Origin of the sequence: Haloferula sp. (assembly GCF_049672945.1) — a bacterium.
Taxonomy (GTDB): domain Bacteria; phylum Verrucomicrobiota; class Verrucomicrobiia; order Verrucomicrobiales; family Akkermansiaceae; genus Haloferula.
The window spans coordinates 1-17213 of the sequence record NZ_JBATWY010000176.1; the positions used below are offsets into that span (position 1 = coordinate 1).

General features: G+C 58.5%; 17 protein-coding genes and 2 tRNA genes. 7 read left to right on the forward strand and 12 right to left on the reverse strand.

The window, feature by feature from the left end; translation table 11 throughout:
• Positions 1–1397 (reverse strand): helicase-related protein (locus tag WBG04_RS15780; protein WP_424315417.1); only part of this gene is annotated, 1397 nt, incomplete at its 3' end.
• Positions 1398–1543: 146 nt separating this feature from the next.
• Here WBG04_RS15780 and WBG04_RS15785 point away from each other — a divergent pair.
• Positions 1544–1795 (forward strand): Sec-independent protein translocase subunit TatA/TatB, encoded by a 252-nt coding sequence (locus WBG04_RS15785; RefSeq protein ID WP_424315418.1) that lies wholly within the window; start codon positions 1544–1546, stop codon positions 1793–1795.
• A gap of 3 nt (positions 1796–1798) precedes the next feature.
• Complete coding sequence (locus WBG04_RS15790) at positions 1799–2848, forward strand: endonuclease/exonuclease/phosphatase family protein (protein ID WP_424315419.1); 1050 nt, start codon at positions 1799–1801, stop codon at positions 2846–2848.
• Positions 2849–2861: 13 nt separating this feature from the next.
• Here the strand turns inward: WBG04_RS15790 and WBG04_RS15795 are convergent, their stop codons facing one another.
• Complete coding sequence (locus WBG04_RS15795; RefSeq protein WP_424315420.1) at positions 2862–4682, reverse strand: alpha-amylase family glycosyl hydrolase; 1821 nt, start codon at positions 4680–4682, stop codon at positions 2862–2864.
• Positions 4683–4744: 62 nt separating this feature from the next.
• Positions 4745–6424, reverse strand: coding sequence for an MFS transporter (locus tag WBG04_RS15800; protein WP_424315421.1), 1680 nt, complete (start codon positions 6422–6424; stop codon positions 4745–4747).
• Between the two features lie 213 nt (positions 6425–6637).
• Here WBG04_RS15800 and WBG04_RS15805 point away from each other — a divergent pair, with 213 nt between their 5' ends.
• Entirely contained in the window at positions 6638–6976 is a 339-nt protein-coding gene (locus WBG04_RS15805; protein ID WP_424315422.1) for a hypothetical protein, read from the forward strand.
• Between the two features lie 82 nt (positions 6977–7058).
• Here the strand turns inward: WBG04_RS15805 and WBG04_RS15810 are convergent, their stop codons facing one another.
• The 6 genes from WBG04_RS15810 to WBG04_RS15835 form a co-directional block, all read right to left on the reverse strand.
• On the reverse strand, positions 7059–7277 hold the full coding sequence (locus tag WBG04_RS15810; protein WP_424315423.1) for a hypothetical protein: 219 nt from the start codon (positions 7275–7277) through the stop codon (positions 7059–7061).
• Between the two features lie 160 nt (positions 7278–7437).
• The gene (locus WBG04_RS15815) at positions 7438–7806 is read right to left on the reverse strand and encodes a hypothetical protein (RefSeq protein ID WP_424315424.1); all 369 of its coding nucleotides are present in this window, start codon (positions 7804–7806) and stop codon (positions 7438–7440) included.
• A gap of 94 nt (positions 7807–7900) precedes the next feature.
• Positions 7901–8650 (reverse strand): hypothetical protein, encoded by a 750-nt coding sequence (locus tag WBG04_RS15820; protein ID WP_424315425.1) that lies wholly within the window; start codon positions 8648–8650, stop codon positions 7901–7903.
• 58 nt (positions 8651–8708) lie between these two features.
• Positions 8709–11366 (reverse strand): hypothetical protein, encoded by a 2658-nt coding sequence (locus WBG04_RS15825; RefSeq protein WP_424315426.1) that lies wholly within the window; start codon positions 11364–11366, stop codon positions 8709–8711.
• Positions 11367–11438: 72 nt separating this feature from the next.
• Positions 11439–12128 carry an NAD-dependent deacylase gene (locus WBG04_RS15830; protein WP_424315428.1) on the reverse strand — a complete coding sequence of 230 codons (690 nt, stop codon included), beginning with the start codon at positions 12126–12128 and terminating at the stop codon, positions 11439–11441.
• Positions 12125–12613, reverse strand: a complete 489-nt coding sequence (locus tag WBG04_RS15835; RefSeq protein WP_424315430.1) for a hypothetical protein — start codon at positions 12611–12613, stop codon at positions 12125–12127. The genes WBG04_RS15830 and WBG04_RS15835 overlap by 4 nt, the downstream gene beginning before the upstream one ends.
• An 85-nt stretch (positions 12614–12698) precedes the next feature.
• Here WBG04_RS15835 and WBG04_RS15840 point away from each other — a divergent pair.
• Positions 12699–12772: transfer RNA gene (locus tag WBG04_RS15840), tRNA-Arg, on the forward strand.
• Between the two features lie 357 nt (positions 12773–13129).
• Here the strand turns inward: WBG04_RS15840 and WBG04_RS15845 are convergent.
• Together WBG04_RS15845 and WBG04_RS15850 are read right to left on the reverse strand one after the other, a co-directional pair.
• The gene (locus tag WBG04_RS15845; RefSeq protein ID WP_424315432.1) at positions 13130–13294 is read right to left on the reverse strand and encodes a hypothetical protein; all 165 of its coding nucleotides are present in this window, start codon (positions 13292–13294) and stop codon (positions 13130–13132) included.
• 564 nt (positions 13295–13858) lie between these two features.
• Positions 13859–13935, reverse strand: a tRNA-Pro gene (locus WBG04_RS15850).
• 112 nt (positions 13936–14047) lie between these two features.
• On the opposite strand from WBG04_RS15850, the gene WBG04_RS15855 reads away from it, so the two are divergent.
• Positions 14048–14848: an ATP-binding cassette domain-containing protein gene (locus WBG04_RS15855; RefSeq protein WP_424315434.1), complete on the forward strand. Its 801-nt coding sequence runs from the start codon at positions 14048–14050 to the stop codon at positions 14846–14848.
• A 15-nt stretch (positions 14849–14863) separates the two neighbouring features.
• On the opposite strand, the gene WBG04_RS15860 is transcribed toward WBG04_RS15855, so the two are convergent.
• Positions 14864–15520 (reverse strand): lipoyl protein ligase domain-containing protein, encoded by a 657-nt coding sequence (locus WBG04_RS15860; RefSeq protein ID WP_424315436.1) that lies wholly within the window; start codon positions 15518–15520, stop codon positions 14864–14866.
• 79 nt (positions 15521–15599) lie between these two features.
• Between WBG04_RS15860 and WBG04_RS15865 the strand changes: the two genes are divergently transcribed.
• Both WBG04_RS15865 and WBG04_RS15870 read left to right on the forward strand, forming a co-directional pair.
• Positions 15600–16424, forward strand: coding sequence for a CbiX/SirB N-terminal domain-containing protein (locus tag WBG04_RS15865; protein ID WP_424315438.1), 825 nt, complete (start codon positions 15600–15602; stop codon positions 16422–16424).
• The gene (locus tag WBG04_RS15870; RefSeq protein ID WP_424315440.1) at positions 16421–17068 is read left to right on the forward strand and encodes a DR2241 family protein; all 648 of its coding nucleotides are present in this window, start codon (positions 16421–16423) and stop codon (positions 17066–17068) included. Before WBG04_RS15865 ends, WBG04_RS15870 begins: the two co-directional genes overlap by 4 nt.
• Positions 17069–17213 lie beyond the last annotated feature (145 nt).

Sequence of the window (17213 nt, forward strand, 5' to 3'; positions counted from 1 at the left end):
CCCCCTCCCTGCACCGCTGCGCAAACAAAAGCCATCTCCGAAACACAACCCTGCTCGACCCCCGCCATCATCAATCGCGCAAACCTCGGCTCCAATGGCAACAACGCCATCGCCCTACCCTCGTCCGTGATCTTCCCAAGGACATCCGTCGCTCCCAAGTCATGCAGCAATTCCACCGCCCGCTCCAAGCCCTCCTTCGAAGGAGCCTCCAGCCATCGAAACCCCGCCACGTCCTCCACCCCGCACGCCAGCAAAAGCAGCAGCACCTCCGACAAATCCACACGCCGCACCTCCGGCACCTCGAAGCCCTCACGCCGTGCGTGCTCGCTCTCACTCCACAAACGGATGCAACGACCCGCCGCCGTCCGACCCGCGCGACCAGCCCGCTGATCCGCCGCAGCTCGCGAAATTTTCTGCACCAGCAGGGTTGAGATCCCCCGCCGTGGATCAAACCCGGACACCCGCGCCAATCCCGCATCGATCACGGTTCTAACACCATCGATCGTCAGCGAGGTCTCCGCGACATTCGTCGAAACAATGATCTTCCCCCTTCGACAAGGACCCACCGCGGCCTCCTGTGCCGCCGGGGGCAAAGCCGAGTAGAGTGGCAGAATTTCGCGCTCCCTCGCCCATCCCGCATTTTCTAACAACTCCATCGTCCGCCGAATCTCATGCGTCCCCGGAAGGAAGCACAACACGTCCCCACACTCCGGATCAGCCAGTGCCTCCTTGCACGCCGCCGCCACCTGATCCCAGACCGGCAGCTCCGCCATTCGCCCACTCCGATCCCTGACTGGCTTCGATGCGCGGTAGGAAATTTCCACCGGATAAGTCCGCCCCCCCGCCTCCAAACAAGAGAGCGTGGACGTCCCGCCCACTCCATCTTTCCGCTGAGCCAGAAACTCCGCCAAACCAGCGGTCTCCAGCGTCGCCGACATTACCACCACCCGCAGATCGGGCCGCTTGGATTCCTGAAGGTCCAAACACCTCCCAAGGGCCACATCCACCGCCAAACGCCGCTCGTGAAACTCGTCAAACACCACCGCCGACACCCCTCCCAGTTCAGGATCGTCCTGAAACCAGCGCTGGAATAGTCCATCGGTGAGATAGATCAGTTTCGTCTCCTTTCCGTAGCAGGTGTCGAAACGCACCGCATAGCCGACCTCGCCTCCAAGCTTGCCACCGCGTTGCCGCGCCACCCAACCCGCCAGCATCCGGGCCGCCATCCGCCGCGGCTCGATCACCAGAATCCGACCTTCCAGCCCTGCATCCCGCAGCATTCCCGGAACCGCCGTCGATTTCCCCGATCCCGTCGGAGCCTTGAGCAGCACCCGAGCCCCCTCTTCACCGACTGCAGCGCGCAATTCATCCTCAATCTCATGAACCGGCAGTCGCACCGCGCCATCCAGTGCCCTCGAATTCCATCAGCCAAGTCCAATTTATAACGATCACTCTCAAAAAATCTGCTCAATCCTGAAATACCGAGCCTTCCGGACCCGTTATTCCCGTTGCTAAGGGCTATCATCGGCCCTAGCATACTCCCATGAATCCAATAGTTGCCTTTGGTCTTCCGCAGGGCCCCGAGTGGGTCGTCATCTTCGTTGTCGTCCTGCTACTCTTCGGCGCCAAGAAAATCCCAGAACTCGCTCGCGGCCTCGGCAAGAGCATGGGTGAATTCAAAAAGGCTCGCGAAGAATTTGAACGCGAGATCAAACACTCCGAAGCAGAGGCCCACAAGGAGGATGACGAGGTGAAGATCAAGGAAGTCGCCGGCAAGGAACCGCGCGAGATCTGAGCCATGCGAAGAGTTTCATCTCCACGCCGCGCCCCGGGAATTCTCGGGGCGTTCTTTTTGGCAGCCCTTTTCATCCTTCCCTCGTGCCGAAAGGAAGACGCCCCGCCACCGTGGGAAGGCGAAAGCGTTTCAAGCGAATCGGATGCGGAGGCATCGAAAGCCCAGGACACGTCGTCCAAAGTCAGCCCCGCTGAATCCAGTCCGGCCAAAGAACCGCAAGCTGACGCATCACCCCCGCTTCGCTTCGTCGCCTACAATGTAGAGAACTGGTTGACCATGGACCGCTATGTCGACCGCAAACCCGCGGGCACCATTCCCAAACCCCAGTCCGAACGCGATGCCGTCGTCTCCATCCTGGTCGATGCCCAGGCCGACATTCTGGGGATTTGCGAAATCGGCACCGAGACCGATCTCGCCGACCTGCAGCAACAACTGAAGAAAGCCGGGCTCGACTACCCCCACAGTCACCACACCGGCGGAGTCGATGACACCCGCCATCTCGCCCTGTTGTCCCGCTTCCCCATTATTTCCACCCGTGTCCCGGATGACCTCACCTACAAGCTCGACGACCGCACCCGCGGCATGGGTCGCGGCATCCTCGACGCCACCGTCGATACGCCGAAAGGAGCGATCCGCTTCCTCGGTGTCCACCTCAAATCGAAGCGAGAGATTCCCGACGGGGATCAGGAAATGATGCGCCGCGCCGAAGCGCACCTGCTGCGCCGCGAAGCTGATCGCATCCTTTCCGACGACCCGGATACTCAGCTGATTGTCTATGGCGACATGAATGACACCCGACAAGCCTCAGCCCTGCGCACCATTCAAGGACCACGCGACGGACCAAAGTCGCTCAAGATGGCCTACCTTCGCGACTCGCGCGGCGAGTCATGGACCCATCACTGGTCCTACCAAGACGTCTACTCACGACTCGATTACATCTTGGTGTCCACGCCGATGGTCCAGAAAATCGACTGGGATGAAAGTCGCGTCCTTGACAATGAGAACTGGGCCGAAGCCAGCGACCATCGCGCACTGCTTCTGATCATCAAGTAGCCCTCAAGGAGTTTTACTCCGCAGAGCGGCTACCGATCTCGATCATCCTCGCAGACAAGGGCTCCAAATCCGGAAGCCTCAGTCCCTCATTTGCCAGATCCGCAACCGGAACAACCGACTTCCAGTCATCCGCCAGTCGTTCGCTGATCTCAAGCTCGCCTCTGGGACTGCCCATCCAACGCAGGGCGTCATAGGGCATCAACACCCTGACTCCACTCAGCGTCTCGCCAGGATGAAAGTTGGCCACCACCAGAAAGGTCTGACCCGAACCCGCATCGTAGCGAAGAAACGAATAGAGCCAGTGACCGCTGACTGATTCACCATCCACGCGCCCATACGCCGGGTTCTCCTTGTTGGCATGATTGAGCCCGTAGAATTCACCGTTTACAAAGGCTGGCTGGGCAATCACACCCAGAAGTCCCTGATACCACTTCCGTAGTTCCTTCTGCTCATCCGACAAGCGACCTCCATCATACTTCCCTCCATTGACCCACTTCTGGAACTCCGGCATCCCCCAGTAGTCGAAAATCGAAGAGCGTCCATCATCACCCGAGAAGCCTTCCGAACCCTCGGCCGGTTCACCGACTTCCTGCCCGTGATAGACCATCACCGGCCCACGCCCCATGCCGAACATCACGGCACTCACTGGACGTCCCACGCGCATTCCAAGACCACCCCATTCCCGCGGCGTTGCCAGCCGGACCTCATCGTGATTCTCCGCGTAGCGTAGCGACTTGTGAAATCGCTCCCCAATGAACGTCAGACCATCCAGATCGTTCGCCCACTTGTAACCGCCGGCAAAGTCATCGTAGATACCCATGCACATGTCGTAAACCGGATCATCATAGACCGCGTCGAAGCCCGCATCGAGCAGCGCATCGAGCACGTTGCCGTCGGTCAGTTTCGACGGATCTCCATCATAAGCCTCGCCAAAGATGTAGGTCTCCGCATCCCGCTCCCTCGCCCGCGCGATCATCCACTTCCAGAACTCCATCGGCACCATGTGCGCCATGTCCACTCGGAATCCAGCGACACCCATGGCCTGCCAGTGGGCGAAGATCTCATCCATCTTCCGCCACGTATCCGGCACCGCCTCAGGAGCCGCATCGGGCCCCGGCAATCCGGAAGTATCTCGACCTTGGGTGAAGTCGTGACCGTAGTTCAGTTTCACCGTCTCATACCAGTCATTCAGACTTGGAGAAAAGGAGACGACGTTGTTACCCGTGACCCGAACGAAATCCGTCTCGGGTTCAAACAGTCCGCTGCAGCCATCCATCCCCCCTGTCGGCAGTTTCAAAGGCGGACCCCCCTCGGCCTGACCCGGCTGCACGTAGAAGAAGTTATTATCCCATGCGAAGAAATTCGACGGTTCATCGTCGTTGCCAAAACTCAAATCCGGCCGCACATCGGACTGATAACTTCGCGCCACGTGATTCGGCACAAAGTCGATCAACACCTTCAGGCCGTGGCGCTCGCAGCGCTTGAGCAGCGCCTTGAATTCGTCGATCCGCTTCTCAGGATCCACCGCATAGTCCGGACAAACATCGAAGTAGTCCCTGATGGCGTAGGGACTCCCCGCCTTCCCCTTGAGAATGTCCGCCGGATCAGCCGGTCTCCCCGGATACGACGTGCCACTCGCCTGCTCGTGCACCCCGGTCAGCCAAATGTGAGTGATCCCGAACTTCTTCAATTCACTCAGCGCCACGTCGTCGAAATCCGCGAATTTGCCACAACCATTTTCCTCAATCGTCCCTCCTGGTTTCCGCGTCTCGTTGGTGTTTCCAAAGAGCCGCGGCAGCGCTTGATAAATCACGGGTCGCTCGGATTCAGCCATGCTTGAGAAAACACCCATCCCGGCCAGCAAGCAAACGCTAAGCAATCTCTTCATCTCAATTCTCAATTCTCAAGGGACGCCCCCGTCTCCGATTCATCACCCACCAGCAGCGTCGCCGCCGCCGCGATGGCGAAACAAACACCTCCAGCAAGCACCGCCTTCATCGCATCACCACCGAGCGGGCCTGCGACCAAGGCACCCAAACCGACCGAGGCAAGGATCTGAGGCAAGACGATGAAGAAGTTGAAGACCCCCATGTAGAAGCCCATCTTGTCGCCTGGAATGACGTTCGCCAGCATCGCGTAGGGCATCGATAGGATCGAAGCCCACGCCACCCCGACCCCGATCATCGCAACCAGCAGCATCCCGGGTGAACTGACAAAGGCCGCCGAGATCAAGCCCACCGCACCGATGCTGAGGCAGATCAGGTGAATCCACTTCGCCGACATCACCCGCGCCAAGGCGATCAGCATGAAGGCGAACAGGAATGCCACCAGGTTGTAGGTTGAAAAACACACCCCGCCCCACGCGGTTCCTTCCTGGTAGCGACGCGCCGCCGCCAGGTCCTCATGAATCACCGCCGCTGCCTTCGCATCGTCCCCACCGGCCGCAGCGATCGCCGCGGAAAGCGATTGCAACATCGGATTCTCGCCATCCTTCTCACCCGCTTCCACTGAATTCCCCGCCGTTTCGCGCAGCATCCCGGCAAGCGCCGCGATGTCGATCTTCTCTCCCGGATCCGGATCCGCGGGCTTCAGCCCAAACATCTGGAGCATCTTCTCAGAGAATCCCTTCCCCTCAGCTTCCATCTCGCCGGCAATTCGGCTCTTCTCCTCCTGATAGAGCTCCGCCAAGGCCTTACTGCGCCCAAGTTCACTTGCCGAATACTCCCCACTCGATTCCCCCAGCGGCTTTCCCTCAAAGACCTTCTTCCCCACCGCAGGAACAAAAAAGATCCACATGCAAAACAAACCCAACCACGTGAAAAACTGCACTCCGGCCAACTGCTTCATGGCGGTCGGCATCGAGCCGATTCCCTGAAAAATCTCGGCAAACGCATTCCCCAGTCCGGCGGTCTCGCGCTTCTTCTTCTCAAATGCCTCCAGGTCCTCCGGAGGATACTCCTTGGTTGTTAGAATGGTGACCATCACCGCCGCAAAGAAAACACCCGCACCGATGAAGAAGGCCAGTTTCACCGCAGGAGGAATCGGGCTGTCGGAAGTCGCCTCCTTCGCCACCCCGAAGCCATTCGTCAGAATAAAGGGCAGCGCCGACGACAGCACGGCGCCGAGACCAATCAACAAGCTCTGCATTGCGAAGCCCGACTTGCGCTGCTTGGGCGGCAGCATGTCACCAACAAAGGCCCGAAACGGCTCCATGCTCACGTTCACCGAAGCATCAAGAATCCACAGCAGGCCCGCCGCCATCCATAGCGCCGAAGACATTGGCATCAGGATCAGAGCGAGTGAGGCACACAGAGCCCCGATGAAGAAATACGGGCGTCTTCGCCCAAACACCGGATGCCAGGTCCGATCGCTGAAATAGCCGACAAAGGGCTGAACCAGCAGCCCCGTCAAAGGTGCCGCCAACCAGAGAATCGGGATATCACTCTCGTCCGCCCCCAAAAACTGATAGATCGCCGACATGTTGGCCATCTGCAGGCCCCATCCGAACTGGATTCCAAGGAATCCGAAGGACATGTTCCAAATCTGCCAGAAAGAAAGGCGGGGTTTCTCACTCATATAGGGTCTGGGGTTTTTCGGGCTCTGCCTCCAGAGCCCTGGCGAGGATAGACACTCCGATGGCCATCCGTCGCCTCAAATGTCCGCGAAGAGGGTCAGGTTTAGCCAAATTCACGACGAATCTGGTCCTCCACCACCGCCACCAGCGATTTCCCCGTCTCTCAACCCCGCAGCTCAATTGTCCAAATCGCCTACTCCTTCATCAAAACACCAATGGCATTCACCATCATGCTTTTTGTTGGTCCGCAGCGTTTGGCACAAGTGCCTGTCGGGCAAGATTCCGCTCCATGGGCGGGTGCTTTGATCGAACCAGGTGATGAGAACGAAATACCCAAATCGAAGTTTAACAATCTCACCGCTGACGATCTCGCGATCCTTTATGGGAACGAGAAATTCATGCTGAAACCCGGCGCGAACAAAACCGTTCCTGTTCCCATTCAGCCCAATTCCGAACTTCGGATCTTTGAAAAGCAGCCAGCGGCCAGCCCGCTTGAGCGCGTCACCAGCAAGTCGAGTCCCAATGATCCAATGCGGCTTATTCCGTTTCGATGAACCAAGCCCAACGAGGCTCTTGAACAAATCCGGTAGAACCTTGAAGCCCTGAAGCCTTCGAAGGAAGGCGCTGAATCTCACATCAAGCTCCCTTGCCTTGAACTGCTGACGGGATCTCCGACTCCTCGTGACTCAATGTCTGCCAATCCGGATCCCGGATCACATCGACTTCGGTCTGAATCCCTTTGGCATGGGCCTCCAGATGGCATTGGACACCCTTCCTCCTTAGACGGGTGACCTCAAGTGCTGCACGTTCATGCTCCGCAATCTCGATCGGAGATGGATCGAACTTTTCAGGCATACCTCATTGTTCGCACAGCCCAGAACAAACTACAAGCTGTCATTCCACCGACCTCCGGGAAAGGTGGCCAAATACTCGCCCTATCCTGATCATTCAGCTTGCTGAAGTCCGCTGTCCCTTTCGAACCTCTGAGCGATTCCAGGGCCGAGCAATCCTGCGCTCAGTCCCACAAATTCTCCTCATGTTCGTCGGGTTCCTCGGCAGATGACAGGCAACATCCACTGCCTTTGATCAGGAAGTAGGCACCCGCCGCCACGGCACCCAGCAGGAGCAAGCCCCCGACGGAAACGCTCGCTGGATGATTGCGCGCCGAACGGCCCAGATAGCGCACTCCCTCCGCGGCATAATCGCGGCCGCTCAGCAGTTGGCTGCGCCCAGTCCTGGCCAATTCTCTCGCGCCGTCAGGAAGGGTGTGGCGAGTCGCGTGGCCGACCAACAACTTCACATCATTCCGCAGACTGGCAAGGTCCTCTCCCACCCGGGAAATCAGTTGTGTGGCTCGTTTATCTTCAAAGGGATGTTTGCTCATGTTCTTTCAGGGGGTTTGGTTCCCCTAAGAAATACCCTCTCTCCCTAACATTGCAAGAAACTCCCCGGAGGCTTTGAAAAAATCGCTATCCGAGCTATTCCCGACGCTCCGCCCTCGCCTTCACAGCGAAACTTCCGTCCGGCATGAAGTCCGCCTCACCACTCAGCGAGTAGCCTTTGCCGTCGCTGTCGATCATCTCCACCTTGAAAGGCTGATTCGGCAAGGAAACCACCGTGGGTGAGGCGCTCATCTCCACTCCCTCCGCTTCGCTCGCCGACTTGAAGGTATTGAAGACATCATCACCACTCCAAGCTTCAGCATGCTGCAAGGTATTCCGTGCATTGGTTGCCAAAGTCCCCAGACCACTCTCCTCGACAAAAGCGTCATCAACAACCATCGAGCGAGCCTCAATGAGAATCTGATCGGTTCCGGGTGAGCGCCCCGTCTGGTCGATGCCCTTCGGAGTGATGAAGGTCAGCTCATACCTGCCATCAGCAAGCTGGTAGCCACCCGTCACCAAACTCTCTCCCTGCGCGACCACGGCGTTGACCGCCGCGCTCAGGACGTCATTTTCATTCAATGGCCTCGCCAGCATCGCCAACTCGGTCTGGGTTCGCTCGAGTTCGTCGCGCAGTTCCGCCACTTCACTGCGCTTTGAGACCTTTCGACGAAGGGGAATCGCTTGCTCGTCGATTCGACGCGCCATCGGCGAGTTTGACTCCTCTTGGGCACTTGCTCCGGACTCGGTCTGACGGCCCGCCCGATCGCCCAAGTCCTTCAAAAGGAATAGCAACGCACAAATGGTCAGCACTCCCGCCACCAACACGTAGACGTTTCTCGTCATCCACCCCCGGTCTATACAGGCCACCACCGACTCTCAACGTCAAAAGCCCGGACATCCTTCACGGAAGCGGGAAATCGCCGGACCTGAATCGCTCGTGTTGGCGCATCAGCGTCGACTCGCCCGGCTCATGGAGGAGCGCCTTGCCCGACCACTTGAGCGCCTTCTCACGATCGCTTCGACAAAACCAGATTTCCCCAAGGGTATCGAGATAGGCAGCTTGCTCGGGCATCGCCTCGAGGGCCGTTGTCACCAGGACCTCCGCTTCATCAAGACGCCGATTGGCACGGGCAGCGGTCCACGCGGCGGTATTGCGCGTGTTCTGACTTCCAGGGAAACGCTCGAGCACTTCCTGGTATGATTCCCACGTTTCCTCGAACCATTGATCGTGCTGTTCACGGAGTCCGGCCGCTCTCAAGGCGGGGAAAAAATAGTCCGCCATTGACCCATCGGTCACACCTCGCGCATGGCAGCGTTCCAGCATCGCGATGGCCTTGTCACGATCTTCATCGATGATCGAAAGAGCCCTCGCCATCTCGGTTTCGATCCGGGCCCTCAACAGCGTCCATGGCTGTTCAGACCGATCTCCCATCATCAGATGAAACAGCAACTGCACTTCTCCGAGTGAGGCCACCAACTTCCAATCCCCCCGCTCCTTGGCACCATCGAGGACGGGTTCCGCAGCATACATGAACTCCTGCGTGTCTCCGGTCGTTTCCGCTGCCGCACGTTGCCACCAAAGGTCCGCACGTTTGAAATCCCCGTAGGTCATGTAGGCGCGGGCGATGAAGCGCATCACCTGAACATCGCCCAACACCAAGCGGTCGATCATCTCTTCGCGCTCCCTTGCCTCCTCTTCCTTTCCAGCGTTCCTCAAGGCGCTTGCCAGATAGGCATGGCGGACGGGACTGGTGAGGGCATTGTCCGAAGCCAACCTTCGACGTTCGACCAGTTCGTCCCACCGGCCGGCTGCCGTCAAACAAGCCATTTCATATTCAGCGAATCGAAAATTTCGGCCGATCTCGCCGAGCTCACCGAAGTCCATGCCCTCGGCACGCATCAGATCTGCCATTTCCAAATAAGCTTCGACATTGGATCTCAAGGCACTGATCGCCAGCATCAATCCGATCTGTTCGCCCTGCTCTTTCGGCTCAGCCCCCATCACCTGTTCGCGACTCCACTTCCACCACTTCTCGAATGACTTCCCTTCATCCGGCGCAAGGCCCAGCAATTCGGCGGACATCTGCAACTTCGCCTTCCCGTCCAAGGTCGGATCCAAACGATCGATTGAGCTCCACAATGGTCCAACATGCACACCCTCGCCGAATAGATTGTCCCTCACGGTCGCCAACTTGGCCGGGTCCTCATCAGCAAAGGTGGCACTCGCCTCCAAGACCGGCCAGACGACTCGATTGAAGCTGAAGCTCGCAAAGAACTCGTCGGTTTTACTCAAGAAAATCTCGGGGTCCTCGCGCCCCAGCCTGACCAAGGGCTCGGTGAAAATTTCAGACGCCAAATCATGAAGTCCCCGCCGCTCAAGGAACCACCCCAACGTCGCAAGAGCATTCATCTCCTGCTCCGCATTTTCTGGATTCCGCAGCACGACTTCGAACTGCTTCGCTCCCCATTTCCTGAAGTCAGGGTCTTCAGGATCGAGACCCAAGGCCTCAAAAGCCTCGTTCACCCGCTCATTGTTTTCGTAGTGGAAGAATGCCAGCACCGGCACCATCTGCTCCATCAAATCCGTCGCCACATCGGACTCACCGAGCGCGTAGAGCACGCTGATGGACGCATAGCGTTCCTCGTCTTCGCCCTGCTCCGATTCTTTCTCAAGCGATGAAATCAGCTTTGGACTGGGTGGACGCCCCTCCCATAAATCCCCCACGGCATCCCGATAGCGATCCAGAGATTCCGGAGCGATCTGCTGCGGTGGCACCTGCACCATCTTCACCCACGGCAGGGGATCCCCGCCGAGAGCACGCAGTCGTGCAGCGATCACCGAAAGCCCCGCCGCCTCCGCCTCCTTCGCCGCCCCCCGGAGATCGCCCTTCACCGCCAGCAGCGCGTAGCGCCACAAATGACCCGCCTCACCTTTGAGCTTCGCCGCACGCTCAAGCTCGTTCTCAAGAGAACCCGCCACCCGATGAAAATCCGCAAGCGCCATCAACTGCGCCGGCTCCGGGCGTCCCATTTCCAGCAACTCTCGCGCACCTGAAAAATCGATCTCGTCGGACGCTAGTAGTTCGCGGGCAGCCTCAACCGCCACTCCTTCGATCTCCCCGGCAATCAATTCAAGTGTCTCGGGATCACGCTCCAACTCGTGGATGCGTAGTACCTGACGCCAAGCCCTTAGTCTCTTCAGGCCGCGAATGATATTCATCCGTCCTTCGGGCGAGGCCGTATCGTAGCGCACGACCAACTCCACCACTTCCGGCGGACTATCGGGAAGAATCCCCAATTGAACCTTCCGCAGCACGCCACGCGCACGAACCGCCACTTCCGGATCCCCGCTGACCACAGCCTGCTCCAGCAGATCCCTCGCCTTCTCTCCCAGCACCCATAATTCGTAAGTCGCCTCCTCGCGCACCGGATAGCTCTCATTTCCCAACTGCTCCACCAGCTCCGATGCCGCCAAGGGACGCGACTCCCGATCCTCAGCCGCCGCGGCATGGGAAATGGCGATCACCGCGACGAGGGCGGTTGGCAGACGAAATTTCATTGCTCCAAAGGTCTGAAGATCCACGGGAAAATCAACACGCATTCTCCGGCAAGGCCCAGATTCGCCCTCGACTCAGCTGAGAACCTCCTCGACCCACGCAGGCACCAGTTCGCTGGCGGGGCCCTTGCGGCTGTCGGTAAAAACCTCCGAAGCCGCACTCTCCTGAAGATTGAGCTCCAAGGTCCGCGCCCCTGCTGCCGCCGCCACCTCGACAAACCCCGCCGCCGGATAGACCCGCCCGGAAGTGCCAATCGAAACAAACAGATCCGCCCTCTGCAGCTCGCTCCCCACCTCTTCCAGGTGAAAAGGCATCTCACCAAACCAAACGACATGCGGCCGCAGGCAATCAATTCCCCCGCAGCTCCCGCAGATCGACGCCCGGGAAAGATCCTCGCAGCAGGTCGACACCGCCCGACACTGATTACAGCGACTCTTCAGCAACTCGCCGTGCATGTGCAGCACCTCAGGTGATCCACCCCGCTCGTGAAGATCATCGATATTCTGAGTTACCAGCGTCAACTTCCCCCGCAATTCCTTCGCCAGCCGCGCCAAGGCACGGTGCGCCGCATTCGGTTCCACTTCCAGCAAGCGCCGCCGACGTTGATTGTAAAACTCGTGCACCAACTGGGGATCGCGGAGAAAGCCTTCCGGTGTCGCCACGTCTTCCACCCGGTGACCCTCCCACAGCCCATCATCCCCGCGAAATACCGGAACGCCCGACTCAGCGGAAATGCCCGCTCCTGTTAGAATGACAAGATTCATTGATCGCTTCCGCCTCCCCGGACTTGATCGCCAAACAGCGCTTTGACCGCAGGCCGCTGCAACACCACCAATGTAAAAACGCCAAGCGCTGTCCCCAACGGCACCCACAAGCACTGCACGCACGACACCACAAAAACAAAGGTCCAATTTCTCCGGGCGGAGAGGGATCTTCCAGCAAGGAAAACCAAGATCGCCACGGCCCAGCCAACCAGGATGAACACCCCGGCAAAGACCACGAAGAACCAGCCCATCCATACCGGATCGATGGGCGGCGCCCCGGATCCGCTGCTCGGCGGCGGCATCGGCAGTTTGCCACTGACGATCGCCCAGCCGATCACCAGATGGATGATCGGCAGACAGGAGCTCACCGCCATCAACCCGGCCAGCACGTAGTGAAAAATGACCAACAATCTGATTTGTTCGGCATCCTTCACCTGCTGGTCGAACTGCGGCACCATCTCCGGCGGTTGGGGCAATCCTTCCACGCGCCCATCCAATCATCCCCCTTACCCGTCATCCAGCCTTGTCTCCGCCCCCCGAGCGCGTTAATTCTCCGCCCGTGACATCAAAGTGCCCGTAGCTCAGCTGGATAGAGCATCCGCCTTCTAAGCGGACGGTCGCTGGTTCGAATCCAGCCGGGCACGCTTCCGCGAAGCGGAAAGTGACTGAGTTCCAAGTGCCGTTCGCGGCGGCGAACGCAAAATGGGATGGCACGAGCGGAGCGAGGGCAATCCAGCCGGGCACGCTTTGGCACAAAGCATTGCCGCCAAAAAAAACGGTCCGGAGGACGCACGCTGGGATGGACGCGGGAGTCAATCCAGCCGGGCACGCTTTGGCACAAAGCATCGCCGCCAAAAAAAACGGTCCGGAGGGTGGACGTGGGAGCCAACCCTCTCGGACATACCACTTAAGTTTAGGGACTTGCAGGGATTTATGACCTGACAGATTTTTGAGGCACTGCCGCTTACTTTGCCCTTATCGCAAGAGAACCCACTTCGCGCCTATCGTCCCGCCTTCTCCCATGCTTCGGGCTGATCCTCGGCGGGGAGCGATGCCAGAGGGCGGGCTTGGCGCACGTTGGCGGGTAGATACTGGCAGGCATTGGTTGCCAAAGCGTCCGAAACCTCCGCAGATTTGATTTGCTTATTGATGTAGCTCTTCCTCATCGCAATCCGCTCTTGGCTGTAGTCCTCGAAGGTGGAGCGATGATGTCCCTACGTTCAGCTCTGCGGCTGCGGTTGCACGGTCTTTGGTGGAGAGCTTTGCTATCTCACCAATTGGTGGAATAGCGCTTCCGAATTCAGGATTACCCCGACGCATCGTGGCAACCTTGCTTGCCACCATCGCTCGTTGGCTTTCCGTTAGATGCCGGCGGTGCTGAGGCGAGATTTGTCCGCGACCCTTCAGATCATGGAACGTGCTCTTCCCGATTGGACGGTCGAAAAACCGAAGGAGCTTTTCGCGCGGCACCGCGAACTCCTGGACGCTCTCCGGGAGCACGCTCTTGTTGGAGGGCTTCGCCATGCTCAGAACATCGAGCATCTCGCACTCCATCACGCGCCAATACGTCAGCACCACGTTTCTCTAGAAACCTCCGACGGTTGCCAAAACGGTCGCCGATTTTGCACCGCTTTCCCGGATTTCACCGAAATTTGATGGATTCTGCCGGACAAGCTCAAAAAGCGAGGACCCTGTCCCGTTGAGTGTAGGGGCTTGAGCTCCAAAAAGAGTGGTCGGGGCGGCCAGATTCGAACTGACGACATCCTGCTCCCAAAGCAGGCACTCTACCAGGCTGAGTTACGCCCCGGACGGGCGGAACCTCCATGGACGGCGGACTTTTGGCAAGCCGGAAAGTTCAGGTTTTTGCGGTTTACGTTGCTCAGCTTGCAAGCGCCCCCCAACTCAGCCACTCTCCCGCCGTGTCTTATCTGGAAATTGACGATCTTCACACCCATTTCACCAAACGTTCGGCGAATCCATTCTCGTCCAAGATCGAGACCATCCGCGCGGTCGACGGGGTGACAATGCGCGTCGAAAAAGGAGAAATCCTCGGCTTGGTCGGTGAGTCTGGCTGCGGGAAGTCAACGCTTTCACGGACGGTCATGCAGCTCGTCCGCCCGACTTCCGGCTCGATCACCCTCGATGGCACGAACCTGACCAGTCTTCCCATTGGACAGATTCGCCGCCGCCGCCTCGACTTCCAAATGATCTTTCAGGACCCTTACGCGTCCTTGAATCCACGCATGACCGTCTTTGCCGCCCTCGCAGAGGCCATCAAACAGCGGCACCCGGGATCGAAAGGTGATGCGCTCGGGGTACGCGTTGCGGAACTCATGGAGACCGTGGGACTCGATCCACGCCTCCAGAGAAAATACCCCCACGAATTCTCTGGCGGTCAGAGACAGCGCATTGCCATCGCCCGTGCACTTGCGCCAGAGCCGAAATTGGTCATTGCCGATGAGCCCGTTTCGGCACTCGACGTTTCAATCCAGTCCCAGATCCTCAATCTACTGAAGAAGCTCCGGGCCGAACTCGATCTCACCATGATCTTCATCTCCCACGACCTGGGTGTCGTCCGCTATCTCGCGGACCGGATCGTGGTCATGTATCAGGGAAAGATCGTCGAAGAAGGCGAGGCGGAAGTGCTCTTTCAAAATCCCCGGAACGCGTATACCCAAAAGCTGCTCGCGGCGATTCCTAGTTTTGCGGCGGAACACTGATCAAGCAGATCAAATTCAACGCCGGACTCGCCAAGCATGAGAAGCATATCGGTCGAGCGCAATTTCCTTGATCAATCCTTTCTCCAAAGGAATCTCGAAGTCTTGCAGGTGATCGGCGAGACGTGCGCCGAAGTCCCTCGCTAGGATTTCATTTCCCTCCGTCGAGACCGACCCTTGGTGGAGCAAGCCTCTCAAAGAACGACGCTGGCCGGCACCGGCGATCTTGCGGCCCGTCCCATCCACGATGTCATACTCCACAGCCTTCTTGAAACACTCACCTCCCGCTGAGACCGAACGATCAAGCGCGCACCCGCATTCCCTTCCGCCAGTTCGCAGGGCCTCAGCGAGGGCCTCATGAATCACCCGATAGCTAGCCGCACCCTTCGCCTTTGCCAGAGGCTCACCACTTGGCAACACCAAGGTGTAGGTCCAGTCATTTCGGTGATCAACAATGCCGCCACCCGTCCATCGGCGCACTCTCTTCATCCCTGCAAGCGACTGGGCTGCCTCGGCATCAGGCACAAAATAACCATAGCTCCCCCAGTCCGGCTGCCATCGATAGACTCTCAGCACCGGCTGCTCCGCTGCTTTCAACAACCACTCGTCGATGGCCATGTTCGAAGGTCCATCGCGAGCCTCGTTGTCCATCCACAAGCTGAGCCGATCGATCACGCCCGACATTGTCTGTTGCTCCTGGAATTCTTCAATCCTTCGCTCTTGCATCCCTGATTCCCCCGCACAATGTCACACCATGTCGCTCGCACCGAAGCCGGATGCTGCCCTCCTCATCGTTGGGCATGGATCCACCGAAAACCCGGATTCCTCGACGCCCTATTTCGATCACGCCGACGAAATTCGCTCGCGAGGCCTTTTTGGCGAGGTTCACTGCTGCTTCTGGAAAGAGGAGCCTTCACTCCGTGAAGCGCGCTTTCTCATTGATGCCGACGAAGTCTATGTCGTTCCCGACTTCATCAGTGAAGGCTATTTCACCCAGGAAGTCATCCCACGCGAACTCGAACTCACCGCCGCCACGACCCGGGTCCACGGCAAAACCTGGCGCTACACCAAGCCCGTCGGAGTCCACGCTTCGATGACGGACATCATCGCCCAGCGTGCCCGCGATGTGGCTCCCGGAGTCGATCCCGCCGAAACCACTCTCTTCATCGTCGGCCATGGTACCGGCCTGAACCAGAACTCCACCAAAGCTGTCCGGGATCAGGCCGAGCTTATCAAGGCATCGGACGCAGGATACGCCGATGTGATGGACACTTATATGGAAGAGCAGCCCTTCATCGCCGACTGGGCCAAGCTCGCCGATACGCCGAATGTCGTCGTGGTTCCCTTTTTCATCGCCGACGGACTCCATTCCTATCAGGACATTCCAGTACTGCTGGGGATCGAAAAAGACGAGGGCGAAGCCGCCAGCCAGCGCGAAGTCTTCCGCCAGAATCCCTACCGGCTGCGCGACAAGACCCTCTACTATTCCTCGGCGATCGGAACCGGTCGTCTGATGGCCGATGTGATTCTCGATCTCGTCGAGGACTTCGACAAACATCAACTCACCGCCCTCCCATGATCGCCGAGCAGTTGGAAAAAGCAGTCAATGAAGGCATCCGCCAGATCGGACAGGTCGCCATCCTGACAGACGTGCTGGGCTCCCCTTTCGGGCTTTGTCATCTGGACGATCAGGACAGCATCGAATCATTGGAAATCCATCGGGGCCCGGCAACCGCCCGTGAAATTTCGACCTGGGCGGCCGACGGCCACTACCGCTTCACCAAAGGAGAGCTATCGCTCAAAGACGGCTGGCTCTTGCTCCTGTCCGACATTCATGAACTCAGACAAGCGCTTGATTTGCTTTATCCGGCATCCGTCGGCTTGTGGCTCGCAGAGCAGGCGGGCGAGCTCGATGTGGAGCATCTCCGTGACAAGCTCAATCGCCAGACCGGCATGTATAAGTTCGCGAAGAACATCAGTGATGCGGGGGCTCAGAAGCTTGTCCAGAAGGTCTGCGGCCCCAGCAACTGTTGCGTGAAGGACATCCGTTGGCAGATCGACGCCGAGACGCCCCTCGAAGAGAGCGAGGCCAGTCGCTACAATGGAATTGTTGGTGATACCGAGAAGGCGATTCCGCTGTTCTGTCGCGAAGCCTGCAATCACTTCGTCGCCGAGGCTCGAAAAGCTTCGAAAGCGGAGTTCGAAGCCGCCGCGAAGGATTGAGCTTCAAGACCGACTAGCAGTCTGTCGGACTTAGACCAGTGACGAATTGGATAGCGGCTGCTATGCTCGGGGCATGGCAGCCAAGTTCGTCAATATCGACCACGATTCGCCCATGTTGTTGCCTCCCGACCTTCGGGATTGGGTG